17 protein-coding genes and 1 pseudogene are annotated in these 22,757 nt (G+C 39.9%); 4 read left to right on the top strand and 14 right to left on the bottom strand.

Annotated elements, in window-relative coordinates; all coding sequences use genetic code 11:
• Positions 1-149: 149 nt before the first annotated feature.
• From ACIQXV_RS19355 to ACIQXV_RS19330, 6 genes and pseudogenes are all read right to left on the bottom strand, one after another.
• The gene (locus ACIQXV_RS19355) at positions 150-1,421 is read right to left on the bottom strand and encodes a murein hydrolase activator EnvC family protein (RefSeq protein WP_402961218.1); all 1,272 of its coding nucleotides are present in this window, start codon (positions 1,419-1,421) and stop codon (positions 150-152) included.
• Between the two features lie 137 nt (positions 1,422-1,558).
• Positions 1,559-2,452, bottom strand: a complete 894-nt coding sequence (gene ftsX, locus ACIQXV_RS19350; RefSeq protein WP_402961216.1) for a permease-like cell division protein FtsX — start codon at positions 2,450-2,452, stop codon at positions 1,559-1,561.
• The gene (ftsE, locus tag ACIQXV_RS19345; protein ID WP_402961214.1) at positions 2,442-3,128 is read right to left on the bottom strand and encodes a cell division ATP-binding protein FtsE; all 687 of its coding nucleotides are present in this window, start codon (positions 3,126-3,128) and stop codon (positions 2,442-2,444) included. The genes ftsX and ftsE overlap by 11 nt, the downstream gene beginning before the upstream one ends.
• A 264-nt stretch (positions 3,129-3,392) precedes the next feature.
• Positions 3,393-4,744: pseudogene (locus ACIQXV_RS19340) on the bottom strand (IS3 family transposase).
• 86 nt (positions 4,745-4,830) lie between these two features.
• The gene (gene cccB, locus ACIQXV_RS19335; RefSeq protein ID WP_402961212.1) at positions 4,831-5,187 is read right to left on the bottom strand and encodes a cytochrome c551; all 357 of its coding nucleotides are present in this window, start codon (positions 5,185-5,187) and stop codon (positions 4,831-4,833) included.
• Between the two features lie 52 nt (positions 5,188-5,239).
• On the bottom strand, positions 5,240-6,106 hold the full coding sequence (locus tag ACIQXV_RS19330) for a YitT family protein (RefSeq protein WP_402961210.1): 867 nt from the start codon (positions 6,104-6,106) through the stop codon (positions 5,240-5,242).
• A gap of 244 nt (positions 6,107-6,350) precedes the next feature.
• Here ACIQXV_RS19330 and ACIQXV_RS19325 point away from each other — a divergent pair, with 244 nt between their 5' ends.
• Complete coding sequence (locus ACIQXV_RS19325; RefSeq protein WP_402961209.1) at positions 6,351-6,644, top strand: hypothetical protein; 294 nt, start codon at positions 6,351-6,353, stop codon at positions 6,642-6,644.
• Between the two features lie 109 nt (positions 6,645-6,753).
• Here the strand turns inward: ACIQXV_RS19325 and prfB are convergent.
• A protein-coding gene (gene prfB, locus ACIQXV_RS19320) for a peptide chain release factor 2 (RefSeq protein ID WP_402961207.1) occupies positions 6,754-7,855 on the bottom strand; the annotation gives its coding sequence in 2 pieces (ribosomal slippage) (positions 6,754-7,782 and positions 7,784-7,855; 1,101 coding nt in all).
• A 357-nt stretch (positions 7,856-8,212) separates the two neighbouring features.
• Here prfB and ACIQXV_RS19315 point away from each other — a divergent pair.
• On the top strand, positions 8,213-10,147 hold the full coding sequence (locus ACIQXV_RS19315; protein ID WP_402961206.1) for an SEC-C metal-binding domain-containing protein: 1,935 nt from the start codon (positions 8,213-8,215) through the stop codon (positions 10,145-10,147).
• A 52-nt stretch (positions 10,148-10,199) separates the two neighbouring features.
• On the opposite strand, the gene ACIQXV_RS19310 is transcribed toward ACIQXV_RS19315, so the two are convergent.
• From ACIQXV_RS19310 to ACIQXV_RS19285, 6 genes are all read right to left on the bottom strand, one after another.
• Complete coding sequence (locus tag ACIQXV_RS19310; RefSeq protein ID WP_402961204.1) at positions 10,200-12,080, bottom strand: cytochrome c3 family protein; 1,881 nt, start codon at positions 12,078-12,080, stop codon at positions 10,200-10,202.
• A gap of 226 nt (positions 12,081-12,306) precedes the next feature.
• A complete protein-coding gene (locus tag ACIQXV_RS19305) occupies positions 12,307-13,416 on the bottom strand; it encodes a cytochrome c3 family protein (protein ID WP_402961202.1) in 1,110 nt (369 codons plus the stop codon).
• A 129-nt stretch (positions 13,417-13,545) separates the two neighbouring features.
• A complete protein-coding gene (locus ACIQXV_RS19300) occupies positions 13,546-14,511 on the bottom strand; it encodes a 6-bladed beta-propeller (protein ID WP_402961200.1) in 966 nt (321 codons plus the stop codon).
• Between the two features lie 16 nt (positions 14,512-14,527).
• Complete coding sequence (locus ACIQXV_RS19295) at positions 14,528-15,235, bottom strand: tetratricopeptide repeat protein (protein ID WP_402961198.1); 708 nt, start codon at positions 15,233-15,235, stop codon at positions 14,528-14,530.
• A 17-nt stretch (positions 15,236-15,252) separates the two neighbouring features.
• Positions 15,253-16,413, bottom strand: coding sequence for a cytochrome c3 family protein (locus ACIQXV_RS19290; protein ID WP_402961196.1), 1,161 nt, complete (start codon positions 16,411-16,413; stop codon positions 15,253-15,255).
• Between the two features lie 26 nt (positions 16,414-16,439).
• Positions 16,440-17,813, bottom strand: a complete 1,374-nt coding sequence (locus ACIQXV_RS19285) for a cytochrome c3 family protein (RefSeq protein ID WP_402961194.1) — start codon at positions 17,811-17,813, stop codon at positions 16,440-16,442.
• Positions 17,814-18,519: 706 nt separating this feature from the next.
• On the opposite strand from ACIQXV_RS19285, the gene secA reads away from it, so the two are divergent.
• Positions 18,520-21,033 carry a preprotein translocase subunit SecA gene (gene secA / locus ACIQXV_RS19280; protein WP_402961192.1) on the top strand — a complete coding sequence of 838 codons (2,514 nt, stop codon included), beginning with the start codon at positions 18,520-18,522 and terminating at the stop codon, positions 21,031-21,033.
• 368 nt (positions 21,034-21,401) lie between these two features.
• Here secA and hpf read toward each other — a convergent pair whose 3' ends face one another.
• Positions 21,402-21,950 (bottom strand): ribosome hibernation-promoting factor, HPF/YfiA family, encoded by a 549-nt coding sequence (gene hpf, locus ACIQXV_RS19275; protein ID WP_402961190.1) that lies wholly within the window; start codon positions 21,948-21,950, stop codon positions 21,402-21,404.
• A gap of 274 nt (positions 21,951-22,224) precedes the next feature.
• On the opposite strand from hpf, the gene ACIQXV_RS19270 reads away from it, so the two are divergent.
• Entirely contained in the window at positions 22,225-22,722 is a 498-nt protein-coding gene (locus ACIQXV_RS19270) for a spore coat protein (RefSeq protein ID WP_402961188.1), read from the top strand.
• The last annotated feature ends 35 nt before the right edge of the window (positions 22,723-22,757 follow it).

Genomic DNA, 22,757 nt, shown 5'->3' with positions numbered 1-22,757 from the left:
ATCCTCCTCAAATTAACTACCTGTCATATTAATTGAATAAAAAGGCACCGAATTCCTGCCCGATTATTAACTTATATGTGAGGAATGGACGAGTTATGAGTAATTGATAGGCAAAAAAAAGAAGAAGCAAAAAGCTTCTCCCAAACAGCTTAACGTCCTGGAAGCGGCACGATGCCCACTGGATCAATGGCATATCGTTTATCCTGTGTCCAAGGACCTTTATGAAGTTCAAAGTGTAAATGTTGGCCCTCAGAAGCACCAGTATTCCCCATGACGCCAATTTGCTGGCCCTTTTTCACTACAGCACCATTGCTGGCTATACGTGAAGACATATGAGCATAGACAGTTGTATAAACCTGGCCATTAATTGAGTGTGATATAAAGATACATTCTCCATAACTCGTAGAACTATAGGATTTAATCACAACACCATCAGCAGCTGCAACAATTGGTACTTGCGTAGCATTGGCAATGTCGACTCCATAATGATTGCCACCACTACGGCCTCCAAAACCTGAGCTGAAACGCCCGACAGCGGGCTGGGTCCAATATCCACTTGAATTGTTCGGAATCACCGTAGAGGCACCACCGCCACCGCTTGCTTGGTTATTTTTTGCAGCTTCTGCAGCGGCTCTGGCTTGAGCTTCCTGCTCCATCTTGATTGCCTTTTGGATCGCAGCCTCTTGCGCCGCTAGGAGTTGCTCTTGCTCCGTCAAATCCATTATGTGTTCGTGTTCTTCTGCTTCTTGATTTTTTAATGTTGCTAATAATTTATCTTTTTCCGCTTTTTGCGCACTCAATTGCTGATTCATTTTTTCTAAGTCTGCTAGCATTGTTTCCAGACTAGCCAGTTCTTTTTCAACTTGAGATTGTTTTGACTCAAGCTCCTTTTTGTCGGCCTCATGCTGCTTTAAAATATCTTGGTCTGCCTGCATAATCGTTGCGACAGCATTTGCACGGTCAATGAAATCGCTAAAGCTTGTTGAGCCCATTAGGACATCTAAATAATTGACCATTCCGCCTGTTTCCTGATAGCTGCGGGCCCGATCCTTCAAAAGCATATTACGCTTTTCAATGCGCTCTTTGATGACCTTCGTCTCTTCTTGTAATTTCGCAACCTCGGCTTTTGTTTCTTCTATTTTGGCTGTTTTTTCATTAATTTTCGTTGTTGTATCACCAATCGCAAAATCAATCCGTTTCATTTCACTCTTCACGTCTGCCTGCTGATTTTGGATATCACTAATTTTATCATTCGCTTGATTAATACCTGATTTTAAATCGGAACGCTTCTCTTGAATTTTATTTTGTTCACCTTTCAATTTTGAGATCGATTCCGCCTCAATTTTTGAAGGAGCCGCTCCAAAAATCGTCCCCAAACCGACCGTTGCAGCAACGGCAATCGTGATCACTGACTTCTTCATTTCTGATGTTTCCCCTCCATCTCGCTATGTACAGATAAACCGTTCTTTATCTATGTAAATCAAAAGTTGTTATTCTGAGAATTTTTTCTATTAAACTAAATCCAGGAAGGACAGAAAAACGTCCTCCCTGAAGAAATTTATACCTTTAAAAACTTTCTTACGGACATAACGCTGCCCCATACACCAATCAAAGCCCCCATTAAAATCAAAATGCCGGAAACCTGATAAACAAATGGTTCAAAAGGCAGGATCTTAATAAATGTTCCCTCAAGCCTCGGGCCAATATAATCATAGGCACGATAATAGGCAATCGAAATAAGGATAATTGGCAAAATCGATCCAAGAATGCCGAGCCATAAACCTTCCAGGAAGAATGGCCAGCGGATAAAGGTATTCGTTGCCCCTACTAATCTCATAATCTTAATTTCTCGTCGTCTAGCAATAATCGTAATTTTAATTGTATTCGAGATTAAGAAAATGGCCGTAAAGAACAAACCAATGATTAAGACGATACCAACGTTACGGCTTGCATTAATAAACTTAAATAATTTTTCAACCTTGCCCTGGCCGTATTTTACTTTTGCCACATAATTGAACTTTTCAAGCTTATTTGCGACTTTCATTGTGTCTGCCGGGTTTTTCGTTTTTACGATAAATACATCGTTTAGCGGATTATCCTGTTCAAAAAGCTTAAAAGCCTTTCCATCTTCACCGAGACTATCAACTAAATTATCTAGTTCTTTCTTTTTCGGTGAAAATTTAACACTTTTCACTTCTGAAATTTTGTCAATCTCACTTTTTAATGATTGCTGATCTTGTTTGTTCGCAGCAACATCGATGTGAACGCGGATTTGCACGTCATCTTCTATGGTTTGTGCCACTCTATTTAGATTCATCATAATAACGAAAAAGACACCGACTAATATTAGGGTCACAGTCACGGCACTCACGGATGCAAAGGTCATCCAGCCATTTCTGCTAATGTTCTTTAAGCTTTCACGGGCGTGACGGCCAATTGTTCTAATTTTCATAACCGTAATCACCTCTTTGTTCATCGCGAACAATCCTGCCGCCTTCAATGGCAATGACGCGATGTTTCAATGTGTTAACAATCTCCCTGTTATGGGTTGCCATAACAATCGTTGTTCCTCTTGTATTAATTTCCTCAAAAATATTCATGATTTCCCATGAAGTTTCAGGATCAAGATTTCCCGTAGGTTCGTCCGCAATCACAACCTTTGGTGAGTTGACGATCGAGCGGGCAATCGAAACACGCTGCTGCTCCCCGCCGGAAAGCTCAGTCGGAAGCATTCTCGCCTTATGCTTTAGGTTAACAAGATCAAGAACTTCCATTACACGCTTTTTGATGAACTTCGGCTGTGCCTCAATGACCTCAAGGGCAAAGGCTACATTTTCATATACGGTTAAGGACGGAAGCAGTTTAAAGTCTTGAAAAACCACACCAAGGTTCCTTCTAAAAACCGGAACCTTTTTCATTTTTAATTTGGCGAGATTAACGCCATTCATTGAAATAGTCCCGGAAGATGGTACTTCTTCACGGTACATCATTTTTATGAAAGTCGATTTCCCTGCACCACTTGGGCCCACGACATAAACAAATTCACCCTGGTTAATTCGGACGTCTATTCCATTAATGGCTGTGACACCATTCGGATATTTTTTATATACCTCTTGCAGTTCTATCATTTTTATCACCTATAGTTAAAGTTATTTTCGAATCTTGGTCTTCGACAATAATCTTTGTTTATTTGCAAAATGAATTAAAATACAAAATAATATGTGCATAATTTCGCATGGTTTTATTATAACATCATAATTCGCTAAAAAAAGCGGTAAAATTATTACAGTTTCTTTTCAAACAATACAAAAGTCGACAAAATTCTCCATTATCGAAAAATAAAAAACGCTCCGCTAATGAAGTGACCCCAAAAAGTTAGACATTTATTTTGATTAGGCAGCTTCTATGGTTTGAGTTCGGTATTGTACTGGGCTCAAACCTTTTAATTTTGCCTTAATTCGTTTGTGATTATAGTAATCAATATATTTCGCTAATTCTTGTTTAAAATGTTCAACACTTTCAAACTCCTGTGTATATAACAATTCCGATTTTAGGATACCAAAGAAGTTCTCCATTACAGCGTTATCGTAACAGTTTCCTTTACGTGACATACTCTGCGTAATGTTATTTTCTTTTAATGCGTGTTGGTATTGGGGCATTCTGTAATGCCAACCTTGATCCGAGTGGATAAGAAGTTTATCTCCTTCTGATAGTCGTTCAAATGCTTGTTCTAGCATTGTTTTAACAAGAGTATATTTTGGTCTTGAAGCGATAGTATAGATGATAATTTCCCCGTTATATAGATCTAACATGGGGGATAAATAGAGCTTCTCGCCAAACAATTTAAATTCTGTAATGTCGGTTACCCATTTCTTATTTGGTTCCTCTGTATGGAAGTTACGCGCTAAAATATTTGGTGCTGTCTTGCCGGCTTCCCCTCTATATGAACGATATTTTTTCATGCGAACAATGCTCTTTAACCCTAACTCTTTCATTAGTCGCTGTACTTTTTTATGGTTCACCCTATGCCCTTGATTCTTTAGCTCATCCGTAATACGCCTGTACCCGTACCGTCCTTTATGTTCGTGATAAATAGCCTGAATCAATGTTTTTAATTCGGCATCTTTGTCAGGGCGATTGAATGTACTTACCCAGTAATAGTACGTACTACGTGGAATAACAGCTAGTTTGAGTAATGCATTTACAGGAAATTCAGCCCTTAGTTCAAAAACTACTTTCGCTTTGTCTTGCTTTGTAATTTTTCCTTATCGTGAACTAAGGCATTCAACTTTTTTAAGTAAGCATTCTCCATGCGTAATCGTTCTATTTCTGCTAGTAGTGATTCAACGGAACCTTCAACGGGTGTTAATTTCTTTTTTTCGTTCTTCATGGTTTGACGCCCCTTTTTCTTTGATTCGAGGGCGTCTATTCCTTGTGATTCGAATTGTATTCTCCATTTTCGAATTAAAGCAGGAGAAGTAATGTTAAAAATCATAGCTGTTTCATTCGGAGACGTCCCATGTTCATTCATATAATTAAGTACGTCTAGTTTAAACTGTGCAGAATAGCTTGTATAGGATTTTTTTAATAACCCTTCAACCCCATGATGCTGGTATTGCATAACCCAGTTCATAACCACACTAGTAGATGTACCAAGGGACTCTCCAATCAATGGATAACTCTTTCCACCTTCTAAATAACGCTGAACAGCTACTAATTTATCTTCTGCGGTAAATTTAGTCATACAAAAAACTGCACCCCTTATTGTTAGATTGTGTCTAACAATTGGGGTGCAGTTCACTAATTTCTAACAGAACGTTTTTTGATTATTTATTTTTTCCCTGAAAGCCAGTCTGCCACTTTATCAGCGTCATCGCCAGAGGCCATCCCAGGAGGCATTGTGCCTTTATCACCGGTTTTACCGTTTTTAATTATATCTAGAATTTCATCTTTGGAGTACGTTGCTCCGACCTTTGTTAAATCTGGACCAACTGCACCCTTAAGATCGCCGCCGTGACAGCTTGAACATTTTTGATCGTAAATCTTTTGGGCATCACCTGCTGAAGCCGTTTCGGTTCCACCGCCGTTGCCTTTATCTTTTGTTGTGTTATCATTGCCGCCCCCACAAGCAGCAAGACCCATTACTAGGGAAGTTCCCAGCAGCAATGTTAGTAGCTTTTTCTTCATAACTAATCCCCTTTCAGAAATAAATACCACCACTGTGTTATTATACCAGTGACTATGAGCGTTTAAAACCCTCACCTAGAACCTCTGCTGCATCCATAACGACCACAAAGGCAGATGGGTCAAGGGTTTTGACCAATTGTTTCAATTTTGTGAACTCAGTTTGATCAACCACGCACATTAGAACCGGCCTTTCATGGTCAGTAAAACCACCATATGCAGATAGTTTTGTCACACCACGGTCAATTTTATTCAAAATTCCTGCACGAACTTCCTCTTGTTTATTGGTAATAATCATTGCCATTTTGGATCGGCCAAACCCGACTTGAATAAGGTCAATCGTTTTGCTTGTCACATACAGGGCAATTAATGCATACAATCCCTTTTCAATATCAAAAACAATGGCGGCCGTTAGGACAATCAATCCGTCGATCATGACCACGCATCTGCCAAGTGTAAAACCTGTATATTTATTAATAATCTGCGCAGCAAGGTCTGTCCCGCCGGTAGATGCCTTTCCCCGGAACACAATCCCAAGGCCAAGTCCCACGCCAATTCCCCCGAACAAAGCAGCTAACAATGCGTCATGAGTCCATGGCTCCAAATGCTTTGTCAAAAAAACAACAAACGGTAAAAAAATCGTACCAACAAGTGTCTTCACGCCAAATTGCTTTCCTAATAATACGACACCGGCAATAAATAAAGGAATATTAAAGGCCCATTGGACATAGGCCGGCTCCCATCCAACCACTGTTTTTAGAATGGTGCTGATTCCGCTAACGCCGCCTGAAGCCACCTGGTTAGGGAGCAAAAACACGTTAAACGACAGGGCAATAATTGCGGCACCAATCAGAACAAAAAGATAATCAATTGCCACGCTCGTTTTCGGAAAGGTTTGTGTAAGATTGCTTAAAATATTCATACCGATATTCTCCTCAAAAATTCCTTCTTCTACTATAATTTCTTTTAACCGAAAGTGAGTATAGCATGGGAAAAATATGGTGTAAATGGCAGTAAAGTGACGTGGTAAAGGGCTAAATTTAAGATTAGCTTTTGCCAATGACCTCATTTTCATAAGGAAGCGAATTTGATAAATTATTGCCCAAATAGAATACCAAAAATCTTATCATATTATGGTATAATCTGTTGAGAAGGAGGTGGAATAAATGGAGCAATTGTTGAAGCAAATGATGGAACAAATAAACAAGCAATTCGAAGCAATGGACCAGCGTTTCGATAGCATGGACCAGCAGTTTGTTGGGGTGAACCAGCGATTAGAGAAGGTGGAAGAAAGCATTTACTCGCTAGAGAATACGGTTAACAATCATGCCTCTGAATTTCGAAGTCATCTCCGTCATATTGGAGATAAACTGGACAGAAATGGAACAATGCTTGGCATTATTAATGAAGTAATTGAATTACCCCCATTCGACATTAAAACATCTTCAAAAAAGGAATAGACATTTAACATTAATCACGTGCCTCGTTTTCTCACCATGATCGGCAATAAATCCCAAAAATCAAGCCTTTGCCGAATGGGTCGACAAAGGCTTTACTATTTTCATCTAGTTACGAAATTCTTGAACGCAGATAAGCGTTAATAAACTGATCTAAATCTCCGTCCATGACGGCTTGAACATTTCCGCTCTCGGTATTTGTCCTGTGATCCTTTACCATCGAATATGGATGGAAAACGTAGGAACGGATTTGACTCCCCCAGCCGATTTCCTTTTGCTCGCCGCGGATTTCCAAAAGTTCTTGTTCCTGCCGCTCAATTTCTCGTTGATACAACTTAGCTTTAAGCATTTTCATCGCTGACTCGCGGTTTTTAATTTGTGAACGTTCTGATTGGCATGTGACAACAACCCCTGTTGGTAAATGGGTAATCCGAACGGCCGAATCCGTGGTATTGATATGCTGTCCACCCGCACCAGTGGCACGGTACGTATCAATTTTTAAATCCTCTGTCCGAATATCTACCTGAATTTCCTCATTAAACTCAGGCATCACTTCACAGGATACGAACGATGTATGACGGCGGCCAGAAGAATCAAACGGCGAAATCCGTACCAAGCGATGTACGCCCTTTTCCGCTTTCAAATAACCGTAAGCATTATGGCCCTTAATCGCTAGTGTCACGCTTTTAATTCCGGCTTCATCACCGGGAAGATAATCAAGTGTTTCTACTTTAAAGCCCTTTTTCTCCGCCCAGCGGGTATACATCCGTAGGAGCATCGAGCCCCAGTCCTGTGATTCTGTCCCTCCAGCCCCAGGGTGAAGCTCCAAAATCGCATTATTTTTATCATACTCCTCACTCAAGAGAAGCTGAAGTTCAAATTGATTCAAGCGGCCTGTTAACTGCTGGAGTTCTTCCTCCAGTTCCGCCCTTAATTCCTCATCATTTTCTTCTTTGATAAGCTCATAGGTCAATTCCAGGTTTTCATATGAGTCATTCAATTCGACAAACTCATTTACCTGATCTTTTAAGCCATTCGCCTCACTGATGACTAGCTGTGCTTTCTCCTGATCATTCCAAAAATCAGGCTGGAGCATGATATCATCTAGTTCAGCGATTCTGGCTTCTTTATTTTCAAGGTCAAAGAGACCCCCTAAAGTCCGCTAGTTTCTTAGCTGTTTTTTCAAGTTCATTACGAATTTCCGCTATTTCCATTTCCTTCACCTCTATAAAAATTTAAAATTAAATCCATTTAGTAGTTTATTCTAAATAAGTCTGGTCAGTTCCTTTTTCATTATAGCGTGATAATGGGGGAATGTGAAACTTCAATCAGCAGGGATTTGAAACAGTCCTGCATCTTACGCAAGAATCCACCAATTTTCCATAGTATTTATATATATCGATCTGTCAAAAATGGTACTATAAAAGAAGAATAACTATGGAAGTATCACCTATGAAGTCAACTGATCGATACATAATGAATACATACCGTTTTGTTTTTGAATTTCAGGACGGGCAGCGCAAATGGAATAATGGTTAAAAGAGATAAAACCATAAAAAGGAGCGAGTGAGATGGAGAAAATAAATCGTAATGATCCTTGTCCTTGCGGGAGTGGAAAAAAGTATAAAAAGTGCTGTGGGGAGAGTGAGGCTGTTTCCATCACCCAAATTATTGAAAACGAAATTGACGAGCTGCAAAAACAACTTCTTCATTTTGCTTATTACCACTATGGGAATGAAATACACGAAGACTTTGAAATTCTTGAAACAATAATTGACATCGAAAATGAGCAAGAACAGGAGTTTTATGAGCTGATTCATGCCATTTGGTTTTCCCTTTTTGAAGGATTAGATGATGGAAAAACAATTATTGAAAAATTTATCACGGTTGAAGGTGGGAAAATTAAGCGCCCTAAGCTGAAGCAAATTTTACAAACATGGACATCTGCCAGAACGATTGCCGGAAAGGTATTGAGTGTTGAAAATAACAAGCTGAGGGTCGAAGATGGCTTCAACTTGGAACAACTGGAGACCGTCATTACCAATGTACCGGTCACGATTGAAGAGGGCTCTTTCTTTATTGGTATCATTCTTCCATACGAGCAAAGTTATGTCTTTTTCCCATCACCGTTTGATTTACCTGAACTCAAACCTGAACATGCTTTTTCCTACATTGAAGATAGCAGCCTTGACGCTGATTACGATTCCCCACACGAGTATTTGACTGATTTTTTTATGGAGGTCTTAAGTGAACTGCCAATGGTAGGCGGCCTGCTTGAAGTGGATGAAATGGATTGGCCGGCACCTATTTATAAAGAAGTGGCCGATCTCTTCAAGAAGAGGCTAGAATTGCTTCTCCCCCCTCCAGTCGTGGACACGGGCATTATTCTTTGGATGAATTTTTGCCAAAAAAAGCAAAAACGGATCCAAAATCCAAATATTTATGTAGCAGCACTTCATTATTTGCTGTCAACGATCGCTCCGATGGAAGAAATGGTTACCCAAAAGGAATTGGCAAAGCAATACAGCGTTTCAGCCGGCAGTATTTCCTCCATTGTTTCAGAGCTTGAATCGGAATTAGCTGAGGAAATTGCCGAATTAATGGGCCTTGTATATGGTGTAAATGAGACTTCTGATATGCCGGCTAAAGATAAAGCACCCGTTATTCCATTTCCTAAAAATCGTGGCTCAATGAACGAGGAAAGACATGAAGGAACAGGACCTATTGTCCAGACACTAACCAGCTCGGATCATGCGCATAAAAAAACGGCTCGGAAGGTTCCCCGGAGAGATGAAGAACGGGCAAGAAACTTAATCTATGATGCATATAAGTCAGATGGGAAACAGCGTTATAAATTTGCAGAAGAAGCATTAAAGCTGAACCCCAATTGTATCGATGCCTATGTCATCCTGGCTGAAAGGACAAACAGCCTTGAAGAAGCGATTTTACTCTATGAAAAAGGAATTAAGGCAGGGGAAAGGGAACTCGGCAAGTCCTTTTTCAAAGAAAACACCGGGTACTTCTGGGGCTTAATAGAAACAAGACCCTTCATGCGAGCAAAACTTCACTTTGCCGAGGCACTCTCCCTGTTAGGAAAAAAACATGAGGCTGTGGAGCAGTATGAAGAACTTCTCGAGTTAAATCCGATGGATAACCAAGGGGTTCGTTACTCTTTATTTGTCGCCTATGTAGATTTAGAAGAATATAAAAAAGCAGGTAATTTGCTCCAACAATATGAGGAGGCTTCGGCGCAATTCTTATATAATAAGCTTTTGCTCGAGCTGCACGAGAACAGCTTCACAAAGGAGGCTGAAATGCTTCTGAAAGCAGCAAAAACAGTGAACAAACATGTAATTGCCTACCTTACCGGAAAAAAACGGCTTCCCGCCTATCCCCCTGACTATTATGGTTTTGGTGATGAAAACGAAGCGATTGTTTATGCCGATATGCACCTGCATTTATGGAGGAAGATTGACGGGCTGCAGGAGTGGTTGAAGATGAAATAAATCTTAAAATAAGAAAACACGAGAATTCTTTAAACTCTCGTGTTTTCCTTGTTTATGGGTTTGTTGAAGGGGCTACACCCCGGAACGGTGCATGGGCTGCACTCATCGACTTTTCTCTAAAGCTTTTATATGTCTTTGTTTGGTCACTATGACATTCAGAACAAGCTTTACTATCGTCCTGATGACCTGAAATTGTATTATCAATTACTGCCTTTTTACCATAAATCTCAGCACCTACATTGTGACAATTCAAACAAAAATTCCGTTCGTTTTTTTCGTTCCATGTGGTCCCAATTGTCTTATATTGATTTTCTGTAGGTAAGGCGGGTTTATTCCCTAATTCTCTTCTTAAGTTAAAAAGATTATCTGAACCGTGAGTCTCATGACACTCAGCACAAGGAAGCTGACCATTTAATTTACTGCCGCTATCCTCGGTTGCTTGCAAATTATGAACTGATTGTACCAATAGAGTTTCATCAGTGTAATATTTTTTAATATTCGAAGTCTCTTTACCTGTTTCATCCCTAATACCATTATGGCAGCTTAAACATAACGAGAAATCATCCGCATTACCTTTAGCAGTACTAGCTTTGTTATAAGCTTTGTAGTGACTACCATTGCTGTCCGGGCTTTCAATACTATGGAAACTGTTTGGATTTTCTTTCGTCCCTGGAGTATGCGGATTATGACAGCTGGTACATGAAACACTTGAATCTTTATAATGTTTATTGTTATCCATATTGCTCTCTAGCTTTGGTGATCCATTCGTTCCATCATGGCAAGCCATACACAAATTATTGGCTTTAGCACCATATTTTCCGCCTTCAAGCGTTGGTGTCTTTCCATTATGGGTGCTATGGCAGAAGGAACAAGCATTGGTTACATTAGAAAACGGGCCATGGATATAGTCTTTATCCCTTACATCATTTCCTTTGCCTGCAGGAAATTCATAGTTTTCATAATTCCCACTGACAGTTGTAAATTTAAGGAATCTAGGAATGATTTCATTCCCCAAATCATTCGAGAATTTCGGATTTAAATAAACAGAATAGGTTGTACCGGGATTAAACTGCTTATCAGGTGTAAATGAATATACATATGCATTGATTTCATCTGATATCTTTGTTGTTTTTACTAACTTTTCTGTTCCTGTAATATCTCCAAAAAACGTTATCAATGGTTGAGTTTTAGTTAATAGTTGAGTACTTCTTACTTCGATTAATATTTGATATCCCAAAGGAACGCGAGTCATATCCTCGGCCGGAAGGTAGGTGCTTGGTACGGTATTTCCAGGTACATATTTATCTTCAGCATCTTTGGGAATAAGAAACATTTTAAACATATAGGGCCTTTTACCTGTTACATCATCAACAGGCAGACTTGCAACAGTTGCTTCAGCGGAGGGTTGACTCGTACCGAGTTCTTCAACAGAAGATTTTTCTGGATTTGTTACCGCCTCATTAACGGTTGCTGGTGAAGTACCATTCACCTCTTCTTTACCAGTTAGCGTAACAGTAAAGGCTTGATCAACCTTGTTACTGACACCATCCTCATCCGTCACGACAAATGTTAAGGTATGAGCCCCTTCACTGAAATCTCTTGAATAGGAAAAGTCAGCATATTTATCCTCTAGTGTAATCGATAACTTTCCCTCACCTGTTATATCAATAGGCTGTTGTGAATCACCCAGAGTATCAAATACTTTTACTGGAAGTTTGTCTGGAGTAGTGAGATCATCGGAAATTCTTCCCGTAAATTCAACCGTTGAAACATTAAACACTGCCCCTAAATCCGGCGTTAAAATCTTTATTTCCGGAACACCTGATGCTGAAAGCGCAATGTTATCAGGAGAATATGAAAGGAGGGAACCGATAAAAACGCTCCATATAACAACGTATGAAATTAACTTTCGTTTGTAGTTCATCCTTTTCATGATATTCATCCTTTTCTTTTTTACATAATTAAGTTTAAAAAGGCTCTTTATTTATTATATCAACTGAATAAACATTAATTTTCTTTGTTAAGTTAAATATTTTTGACAATTTTCCAACAGGCTGGAATAATAAAACAAGGCAGTAATAACGAATATTACTACCTAGTTTATTGACTATTCATTTTTGCTGGGCTAACTAATATGTAGGACTATTGGTTAGCTTTTTTTATTTAATATCATTTTTTCCTTTGAATATCTTAATTGGATTGCCGTTTCTATCGACCCCATCTGTTAAGAATTCATTAGCAGGCTGTTGAGTATCAAGAGCATGTGATGATTGGTGACATGTCCAGCATACAGCCATATTTGTGTATTTCTTAAGCGATGAAGTACCGCTGCCGCTTACATCTTTCATGTAGGCTTTCGCTTTTGCTTCAGACCAGCCATTTCCGCCTTTGTCTACTGGTTTCATATAATCAGCAATCGTTTTTCCTTGTGTATCTTTAAGGAGTGTAATGTCAGTACCATGTGCAAAGTGACATGCTGCACAGTTTCTACCGGCAGAACTGCTGTTTGTTGTATGTGTGTAATGTCCGTCAGCGCGAAGTTTGCCGCTTCCTTGGATATAATCATCATGGCAGGCTGAACAGAATTTTGAATAGTTTACTTTAGATGTATTGTTAGGTCCTGTTGATTTTGTAATGACTAATCCAGAATTCGATGTACTTGCATTGATATCTGCAAAAGCAGGATCTGGTGTCAAATCAAGAGTGATGGCCTTTGTTCCCTTAGTAACATCTGAAGCAAACGATGTCGTTCCAAGTACAGCTTCTTTTAACAATCTGTCATTGACAGATCCGTGTGGATTGTGACAGCTGGAACATTCTAATTCTCCTGTTGATTTATTTGAGAATGCACCAGGTGCCGACCCAATTTTGACTCCTGATCCAACATTGTGCATGGAAGAACTGTCATGAGTTGTGTTGAAAGTTCCAGCACCTGAGCCTTCTAATACATTATAAAAGCCCATTGTTCCATCGTGACAGGATACGCACATATCATATTCCGAACTTTGGAATTTAAGTAAAGTTGCACTGCTCCCGTTATGGGTACTATGACAGTTAGCACATGAGTTGGTATTATTTTGAAAATTCCCATGCGTTTTGTGCGTATTTGGGTTACCATAGCTATCAACGTCACCCACATTAATTCCAGGTGCTGGATTTGTAGTATTTCGATCGAAAGCTGTTGATCCTTCTGCGGACGCAAACGCAGCAAACACACTTAATAAAACGAGCGTAAGCAGTGCAGAAAAACCTAATTTGATCTTACTCATATCTAAAACCTCCCAAAATTTTCTCTCTCTCTCTCTCTCTCTCTCTTTAGTCTCTGTTACCTTGAAACTTGAAGCATGAAAAACCATAATCCTACTTTCAGGCACCACCTCCCTTAAGTGACATTGGAATTAATAGAAGACCTGGATTCTTTGGTTAACTGTATCTGTTACATATAATGCACCTCGTTCATCTATAAACAGTCCATTTGGCAGGTAAAGCTGCCCGTTATCTGTTCCCATGCCACCTAACACTTCAACTTCATTTCCATCTTTATCGTAAGCATAGATATTATGTGACATATTACTTACAATATAAACTGTGCCTTTTGAATCGACTGCTATCCCTCTTGGGTTAACGAATATAGGTGAACCCTTTCCATCTTCTGAACCATTGATAATTTTAATAAACTTCCCATCTTTATTAAAAATTTGAACCCGATTATTTCCGGAGTCAGTTACATAAATTTGATTGTCTCTGTCAACTGCCACTGCGTTAGGAGCAATGAATTTGCCTTCTTCTTGCCCTGGACCTCCGATTTCCATTAATTTTTTGCCATCTAGATTAAAGATAAACAGCTTATTTTCTTTTATATCAGTGACATATAATTTATCATCGTAGATTCTGAGCCCCCCAGGAGCTTTAATGATTTTTTCCTGATCCGGAAAGAAATTAATAAATTCTCCTTTTGGACTAAAAATAGAAATGTTCCCATTATACAGGTCAGCCACGTAGATATTTTCGTTTTTATCGCCTGCTATGCCATACGGAAATTGAAACTGCCCTTTTTCTGTTCCTGCTTTACCAAATTTCAGTACATTATTTCCTGATTGGTCAAAAACCTGTACCTGATTATTCTTTGTATCCGTTACATATATCAGCTCGCCAATCTTAGCAACATCCATTGGTTTATTAAGGGGGGCCTCAAAGCTTCCATAAAAAGACTGTCTAAATTCCGGTTTCCCTCCAACTGGATTCGCTGCGGCCACAATTGGTTTTATTGTTGACCCTAAATCCAAAAAGGTGATGCCTGAGAATAGGGCTACGGAAAGCACAACCATTGCACTCATCCAAATATATACAGTGGACTTTTTCAATTCTAGTCATCTCCTTTTAGTTGTTATCTTTATTATTTGCTGCTAATCTTGTTAAAGCTTCAGATGCTGGTTTATATAGAGGGTCATAGCTAAGTGCCTTCTTATAAAGTTCCTCGGCATCTTTAACCTTTCCTTGATCCTCTGCAACTCTCCCAATCTCAAAGATAATATCATTATTAACTGGCATAAGTTTATCTGCTTCTTGTAGAGATGTTAATGCTTCCGTATACATTTTTAGCTTGCGATAAACCATTCCCTCTAACAAATATCCCTTATAATCTTTTGGGGCCAGCTCAACAGCCTTTTTAGACTGTTTAAGGGCATCGTCATAGCGCTTCTCATCGTTATAGACAAGTCCCAAGTTGAAGTATGCCCCAACATTCTTTTTATCTAAATCAATTGCGACTAATAATTGTTTAACGGCATCGTCATTTTCGCCATTCAAATGATAAGCATAACCAAGATTAACTCGGTGTTCCGGTTTATTTGGCTCTTTATTAACTAAGCCTTCATAATAAGCAATTTGTTCGTCCATCCTGCTTTGGTCTTTATTCGTCCAAATAAATTTATCGCTGATAAAATAGCCGCCAATCAAGCTAATAAGCAACGCAGCAATGATAAGTGATAATCCCTGTAGTTTAGTAAAGTGGTCATTCTTTTTTTTCGTTCGTGTTTCCTTGGATGGTTCAGGCTTTTCTATCATTGGTAATTCTTGTGCTTCCATAAGTACCCTCCTCACAATTAATTTTTATGACAACTTGTGCAGGTTTTTTCGACATGGCAGGTATAGCATCTTGCTTCCGGTCTCTTAACATTATCGACAGGAATAGGGTGACCTTTACGCCAATTAGTAAGATGTTTCATCTGATGACAGGTTGAACAATTCACAGTGTTATTACTCGATGTATTTGTTCTATTAGAGTCGTGACACGTATAGCATTTTTGTTCGTTTTTACCGGCCTCTGTTCCATGATTACCGATAAATGTTTTCGTATGGCTTTCTGGCCGTATTTTATGGCAAGCTTGGCAAAATGTATTTTCCTTTGCATATGTGTGCTCGTTCTTAGTGGTTTTATCGCTATTTACCTGATTTAAATACTTATCAACTGTTGAAGCTTCCTCATATCCTTGCAGTGGTGCAGTTGACATGTACTTATGACATGAATTGCAATCCTTTAATTCAGTTTTGGCTACGATGCCATGTGTTTTTGTTTTAAAGTCCGCTTTTTTATGGCTCTTTGGAACCATCCCAGTCGTATGACAGGCACTGCACTCCGTTGTAATTTTTCTTGCGATATGACAATCCATGCATGTTTCCATCGCTGGCCGGGTAAATTTCAAATCCGCCATCGCTGCCTTTCCAACCTTGCTGTCCCATTTATCATAGTCGGTCTTAAAGGTCATGTTTCGATCGGCTATTTTGCCGTGGGCAACGCTGCTATGGCACTGTGTACATTTTATTTTTTTGTCTGAATGCTGCTTGTGGGGAATAATGATGTCCCCTGATGGTGTAAATTCACGTGTTGAAATATTATGACATTTTTCACATGCACTATCAGGAATTTCTTTTGGCATGCGGATTATGGCTGCCGTTGTATCCTCTTCATTTCGTAAATTCTTTATAACTCCGTCTGCTTTATCCTTCGCTATCTGCTTAATCCCTGGGTCGGTATGACAGTTTACACAATCCACCTCACTATGGGTAGAGGCTTTCCACGTAAAGACCTCAGGTTTCATCTCATGACACGATGAGCAAAACTCTGAGCTAGAGGTTGCCTTTAGCCCAGAGAACCCAAGTGAGAGGAAAACGACGATAAAAAACAGTGCGAGAGTCACAAATTTGATTAACTTATAACGATAACGAGGAGGGGCCGGCAGGTCGTGTTTGTGATCTTCATCCATAAAAGCGTCCCCCCAGATTTGATCTCTTAGTTTTTAACATCGTCTTTAAAGCCAGTTCGATGGCAATATTGGCAATAAACATCTGTTGGTGCTTTGTGCTCAGCAGCGTCAGCTTTTGGTTTTTCACGATCATGACAGACAAAGCATTCTGCTTTCATTTCATTTGTTTTTGCTTTGTCAGCATGACTTGTCAGCCATTGATTGCTTTCTCCATGACTATCAGGACGATCAGCGTGACAAGCGCTACAGAATTTATTCGTTCTTGCTTGTTCTTTAACAAGGGTCATATTAGGTACATATTTTGTCTTTTGATCACCCATTTTTAGCAGGGACATGATGTCTTCTTTTGGAATTTCTCTAACCCATTTAGAATCCTGGTGACAGTTCACACATTTATCTAGGTCTTTAACTGCTGTGGTGCCGTGATTATTGCTCCAATCGACATTTTTATGTGTTTTAGGAATTTCTGTTTGTTTATGGCATGTTTTACATTCCATCGAAATCTTAGCATCCTTTTTCTGCTTACCAATGGCTTGTAAAATGATTGCTTGGGTTTTTTCATCATGGACAGCAGCGTCTACTTCTTTACTTTCGCCCTCTTTTGCTGCTTCACCTGATGCTTCTTTTGTTTTTTCTTCGAGTTTTTTCTCCATTTCCTCCGGATTTGGCGGGACGTTATAGGCAACATCTTCCCACGGCTTTTCGCCATTATTTACTTTGTCATGACAGTCAATACATGATCCCATATTAGGTCTCAAGTATTTCTTTTCCATTAATTTTTCGGCAGTTTCCTTTGTCCAATGTCCACGGACTTCTTCTGTATTGATACCACGGCTAACGATTTTAGCGTGAACAACACCTGCGTGGCAGGAAATACAAGGAATGCCTTCTTCGATATGTCCTTTATGGTTAACCTTCAAGTCACCGGATGCTGTGACAAGGCGGTTCTTGGAGTGGCATTGTAAACAGTTTTCATTTGAAATAGCTTCTTCTTCGGTTTGAACAATTTGTTCAGGAACTCCAGTTACATGGTAGTACACTTCTTTCATCGATTTCATTTTGTGGGTTACCATATTGACGAACCCAGGTTTGATATGACATTGAACGCATGTAATGTTGCTGTGGGCGCTTGCTGTATACGTTGAATACTCTGGTGCCATTTCATGACAGCTAGCACAGAATGACGGCGAGTTGGTTAAGGAAAGTACTCCATATCCCCCGCCGAAAACAACGATACAGCCAACAAGTGACACGAATAGTAATTTCCACCTGTTAACCGGGTTCTTCCAGTCTATACCTCTGAATTTCTGCCATAGTCCACGAATCAGGCCAACTTTTTTTCTATCTTCTCTCGTTTCGGGATCTTTATCTTTATCTTTCTTTTTCCCCCAAATGGCCACTTAACTCACCCTTCCCATTTTGGTTTCTTTCTCTATTTATGTTCCATATTAACCTCTCTAAAGGTAGTATCTAACATTGTGAGAGTATATTCCAATGTACAATTTGTGAATATTTTTTCATACAGACAAAAGTCCCGCTTTCCCCTAATAACAACATAAAAACGTTGTTATTAAAGGGATAGATTACTACTATTCATATAGTGTAAACAAAGAAATAAATGTATCTTTATGCGAAATATCAGATATTCATTCATTCAATATTCAGTTTTATTGCCATGTCATTCGACTGAATTGTATTCTCAGATAAAATGCCATAAGTCTGTCATATTTGACAAAAAATCGAACATTCGATAACGGTTTAAAAGTTCGTTGATATATAATAGTAGAATGACAATTTTTGCTCCCTTGCTTCCATTGTTGTCACTGTAATGTGGAAATGGTAAGATGATAAGGGAAATTATCGAATATTTTTGACAAGAAAAGCGCAAGCGCCCTGGTCAGCGGCGTATGGCCTGGAGCGCTCCAACTGAAATAAAGGAAACACGAAGAGCCGGAGGCGATTCGATGTTGACTTATCGTAGGGCGGAGAGCGAAGGACACTAGCCGCTAGGGCACTGGAGCTGGACATTTCTCAAAGTCAAAATTTATACTTTCTTATTTTTAAAAAAGTGATTTTTTAGTCTCGATAAAAAGGAGCGTTCATCAGATGATGGGGATTTTAAATAAAGTATTTGATCTGAACAAACGCGAGCTGAAAAGGTTAGACAAGCTTGCAGCGAAAATTGATGTCCTTGCAGCTGAAACAGAAAAGTTAACAGACGATCAGCTTCGAGAAAAAACAGAAGAGTTTAAGGCCCGTTATCAAAAGGGCGAAACATTGGATGACCTTCTTGTTGAAGCATTTGCGGTTGTCCGCGAGGGAGCCCGACGTGTGCTTGGCTTATATCCGTACCATGTTCAACTGATGGGGGGTATTTCTCTCCATGAAGGGAACATTTCCGAGATGAAGACCGGGGAAGGTAAAACGTTAACCGCAACCATGCCGGTTTATTTAAATGCCCTCTCGGGTAAAGGTGTTCACGTTGTTACGGTCAACGAATACTTGGCAAGCCGTGACGCGACCGAAATGGGTGAACTATATCAATTTTTAGGACTTACGGTTGGCTTGAATTTGAACAGCATGGATAAGGATGAAAAGCAAGCTGCCTATGCCTGCGATATTACGTACGGTACAAATAACGAATTTGGCTTCGATTACCTTCGTGATAACATGGTTCTTTATAAAGAGCAAAAGGTCCAGCGCCCGCTTTTTTATGCGGTTATTGACGAGGTTGACTCGATTTTAATTGACGAAGCTCGGACCCCGTTGATTATTTCCGGCTCAGCGCAAAAATCGGCTGTTCTTTATATCCAAGCAAATGCCTTTGTGCGGATGCTGACAAAGGATACCGACTATACGTATGATGAAAAAACGAAGGGCGTTATGCTGACAGAAGAAGGCATCAGCAAAGCTGAAAAAGCTTTCGGGATTGAAAACCTTTTTGATATGTCGCATGTGACCTTGAACCATCATATTAACCAGGCGTTAAAAGCGAATGTCAGCATGCACCTCGATATCGATTATGTCGTGCAGGAAGGCGAAATTGTCATTGTTGACCAGTTTACTGGGCGTTTAATGAAAGGACGCCGTTACAGCGAAGGCTTGCACCAGGCGATTGAAGCGAAAGAGGGCCTCGAAGTTCAAAATGAAAGCATGACGATGGCAACGATTACGTTCCAAAACTATTTCCGTATGTATTCAAAATTAGCCGGTATGACGGGTACCGCTAAAACGGAAGAGGAAGAATTCCGTAACATTTATAATATGAATGTTATCGTGATTCCTACGAACAGACCCATTGCCCGTGATGACCGCGCCGATTTAATTTACTCTACGATGGACGGCAAGTTCCGCGCCGTTGTCGAGGATATTGCGGAACGAAATCAAAAGGGGCAGCCAGTACTTGTTGGTACAGTTGCGATTGAAACATCTGAGTTAATTTCAACCTATTTATTCAAAAAACGTATTCACCACAATGTCTTGAACGCGAAAAACCATGAACGCGAAGCTGAAATCATTGCCGAAGCAGGCCACAAGGGCTCCGTAACGATTGCGACCAATATGGCCGGCCGTGGTACAGACATTAAACTAGGTGAAGGTGTCATTGAACTTGGCGGCCTTGCGGTTATTGGTACCGAACGCCACGAAAGCAGACGGATTGATAACCAGCTTCGCGGACGTTCCGGTCGTCAAGGGGATCCTGGTGTCACACAGTTTTATTTATCAATGGAAGATGAGCTGATGCGCCGCTTTGGCTCAGACAATATGAAAGCGATGATGCAAAAGCTTGGAATGGATGATTCCCAGCCAATTCAGAGTAAGATGGTATCTCGTGCTGTTGAATCTGCGCAAAAACGCGTCGAGGGCAACAACTTCGATGCCCGTAAACAGCTGTTGCAATATGACGACGTTCTTCGTCAGCAGCGTGAAATTATTTACTCCCAGCGTGATGAAGTGTTAGAATCTGAAAACCTTCGCGAAATTGTTCAAAAAATGATTCTTAACTCGATTCAGCGTAATGTTGATGCCCATGCATCACGTCATGAGGATGAGGAAGAATGGAACCTCCAGGCGATTGTCGAATATATCCATGCCACCCTTCTTCATGAAGGTGACATTACCGTGGATGACCTTAAGGGCAAAGATCCAGAGGAAATCGTCGATGCCATTTACGCAAAAGTGCAGGAGCGCTACGAGGAGAAGGAACAAATCCTTTATCCTGATCAAATGCGCGAATTTGAAAAGGTTGTGACACTAAGGGCAGTTGACTCTAAGTGGATTGATCATATTGACGCAATGGATCAGCTGCGTCAAGGAATTCATTTACGTGCATATGGACAAATCGATCCGCTTCGTGAATACCAGCATGAAGGCTTCGCAATGTTTGAAGCGATGATTCAATCGATCGAGGATGAGACAGCCATGTACATTATGAAGGCTGAGATTCGCAACAATCTTGAGCGTGAAGAAGTCGCAAAAGGTCAAGCGGTGAATCCGAAAGAAGACGGCGAACCTGTTAAGAAAAAACCAAAAGTGAAGCAAATTGATGTCGGCCGCAACGACCCATGTATTTGCGGCAGCGGCAAGAAATATAAGAACTGCTGTGGGGCGGCGAAGTAAATACGGCTTAAGAGTGAAATGAATGCCGCAAATTTTGTGGAGCACCATAGTGGAGGGCTGGCGAGCAAATCGCCAGCTTTCTTTTTTTGGGGATGGGTTTTGTATAACTGTTGATAAATGGTGGGAATTTGTAGATAATTAACTCAAATTTATCATTATCGTTTGAATATTTGTAGAATAACGACCCAAGATACGTAGATAAGTGCCTTGGATATATTGGGAATTTGAAACTTACTATCAAAATCTTAATCTATAAACCTTTTATGGTTTTGATACAGGAGATTCTGATGACTATAATATATTAAAAATAAGGCATGTTTCCAAAAAAACGCCGCTCCAGCCATACTGGAGCGGCGTTCTCGTTCCTATTATTGCGCTTCAATTAAGCCGTAACGGCCATCTTTACGCTTGTAAACAACATTTGTACGGTTAGTATCTGAATTATTGAATACATAGAAGCTATGACCGAGCATATTCATCTGCAGGATCGCTTCTTCACTGTCCATTGGTTTCAAATCGAAGCGTTTTGTACGAACTAATTCAAGATCATCTTCATCCACATCATGCACTTCTGGGCTTTCAGTTGCTGCAAATGTTATTGGGAATTCGCCTTTTTCACGGAACTTACGGTTAACCTTTGTTTTGTGTTTGCGAATTTGGCGCTCTAGCTTGTCAGTAATCAAGTCAATCCCAGCATACATATCTACGTTTGTTTCCTCAGCACGTAAAACTAATTGTGGCAGAGGGATCGTTACCTCTACTTTGGACGTTTTATCTTGATTGAATCTTAGATTCACATTTACATTAGCATCTGGTGCTTCAGTAAAATAGCGCTCCAATTTTGTAATTTTCTTTTCAACATACTCTCTTATTGCTGGAGTTACCTCAATGTTTTCACCACGAACGTTATATTTCATTTGTGGACTCCTCCTTTTGTTAAGGCTTGTGTATACATTTCTATTTTACCCTATGATTATCCTGCTAAATCAGAACAAAAATTTTGTCGAATTATTGACAAATACATCAGGTAAATAGTGACAATGTTTGACACCACCTTTGACATCGATAGGTAATATTTACTAAAATGAATGGTTGTTCATATTTATTATAATATTAAGGAGGACAATTTGCCACTAATATGCATCCAGAATAGGGTAAATGGATGTGAAAACGAATGGGGGATTTCATTATATGGAGCACGAAGAACGAAAATTGCTGGCCTGGCATGAAACATTAGAATTGCACGAATTGACTGCCTTCCAATCGATGGGATTAATGAAGCTGAAAATGTCCATTAAAAAAGTAACTGACCCAGAGCTTAAAGAACTTTACAAAAAGTGTATTCACGACCTTGATGGAAACCTAAGAGAACTGCTTAAATTTTATCCATCAGCACAGGGCTATCAAGCAAGGGAGGAAGAAGATTTACGTGAAGACATGGGCTTTTTTGCCGCAGATCTGCATGGCCTTTCGAAAACATTGGTCCGAAATCTCGCTGCCGCCATTACCGAAACAGCCACACCTTCGTTACGAAAAACCTTCACCAATCAGCTGATGGGTGCAATCCATGGGCATGAAAGAGTCTTTAATTATATGCACAAGCACGGCTATTATCCGGCATATGATTTAGGGCTCTTATTGGGGCATGATATCGAAAATGCGCAAAAAGCACTTCAGATGAAGAGTTGACCCAGTTGAGGGGCAGGTATTTCTGCCCCCTCCTT

Origin of the sequence: Neobacillus sp. NPDC097160 (assembly GCF_044762155.1) — a bacterium.
Classification (GTDB): Bacteria; Bacillota; Bacilli; order Bacillales; family Cytobacillaceae; genus Neobacillus.
Note: the sequence above shows the minus strand (reverse complement) of the source record. Positions and strands in the feature narration are given on the sequence as shown.

Bases quoted from the DNA above. Each gene is read 5' to 3' on its own strand.
- cccB (WP_402961212.1), bottom strand. From the start codon at position 5,187: ATGAAGAAAAAGCTACTAACATTGCTGCTGGGAACTTCCCTAGTAATG.
- ACIQXV_RS19315 (WP_402961206.1), top strand. From the start codon at position 8,213: ATGGAGAAAATAAATCGTAATGATCCTTGTCCTTGCGGGAGTGGAAAA.
- ACIQXV_RS19330 (WP_402961210.1), bottom strand. From the start codon at position 6,106: ATGAATATTTTAAGCAATCTTACACAAACCTTTCCGAAAACGAGCGTG.
- ftsE (WP_402961214.1), bottom strand. From the start codon at position 3,128: ATGATAGAACTGCAAGAGGTATATAAAAAATATCCGAATGGTGTCACA.
- ftsX (WP_402961216.1), bottom strand. From the start codon at position 2,452: ATGAAAATTAGAACAATTGGCCGTCACGCCCGTGAAAGCTTAAAGAAC.
- ACIQXV_RS19310 (WP_402961204.1), bottom strand. From the start codon at position 12,080: ATGAAAAGGATGAACTACAAACGAAAGTTAATTTCATACGTTGTTATA.
- ACIQXV_RS19270 (WP_402961188.1), top strand. From the start codon at position 22,225: ATGGAGCACGAAGAACGAAAATTGCTGGCCTGGCATGAAACATTAGAA.
- ACIQXV_RS19325 (WP_402961209.1), top strand. From the start codon at position 6,351: ATGGAGCAATTGTTGAAGCAAATGATGGAACAAATAAACAAGCAATTC.
- ACIQXV_RS19290 (WP_402961196.1), bottom strand. From the start codon at position 16,413: ATGGATGAAGATCACAAACACGACCTGCCGGCCCCTCCTCGTTATCGT.
- hpf (WP_402961190.1), bottom strand. From the start codon at position 21,950: ATGAAATATAACGTTCGTGGTGAAAACATTGAGGTAACTCCAGCAATA.
- ACIQXV_RS19355 (WP_402961218.1), bottom strand. From the start codon at position 1,421: ATGAAGAAGTCAGTGATCACGATTGCCGTTGCTGCAACGGTCGGTTTG.
- ACIQXV_RS19295 (WP_402961198.1), bottom strand. From the start codon at position 15,235: ATGGAAGCACAAGAATTACCAATGATAGAAAAGCCTGAACCATCCAAG.
- ACIQXV_RS19305 (WP_402961202.1), bottom strand. From the start codon at position 13,416: ATGAGTAAGATCAAATTAGGTTTTTCTGCACTGCTTACGCTCGTTTTA.
- secA (WP_402961192.1), top strand. From the start codon at position 18,520: ATGATGGGGATTTTAAATAAAGTATTTGATCTGAACAAACGCGAGCTG.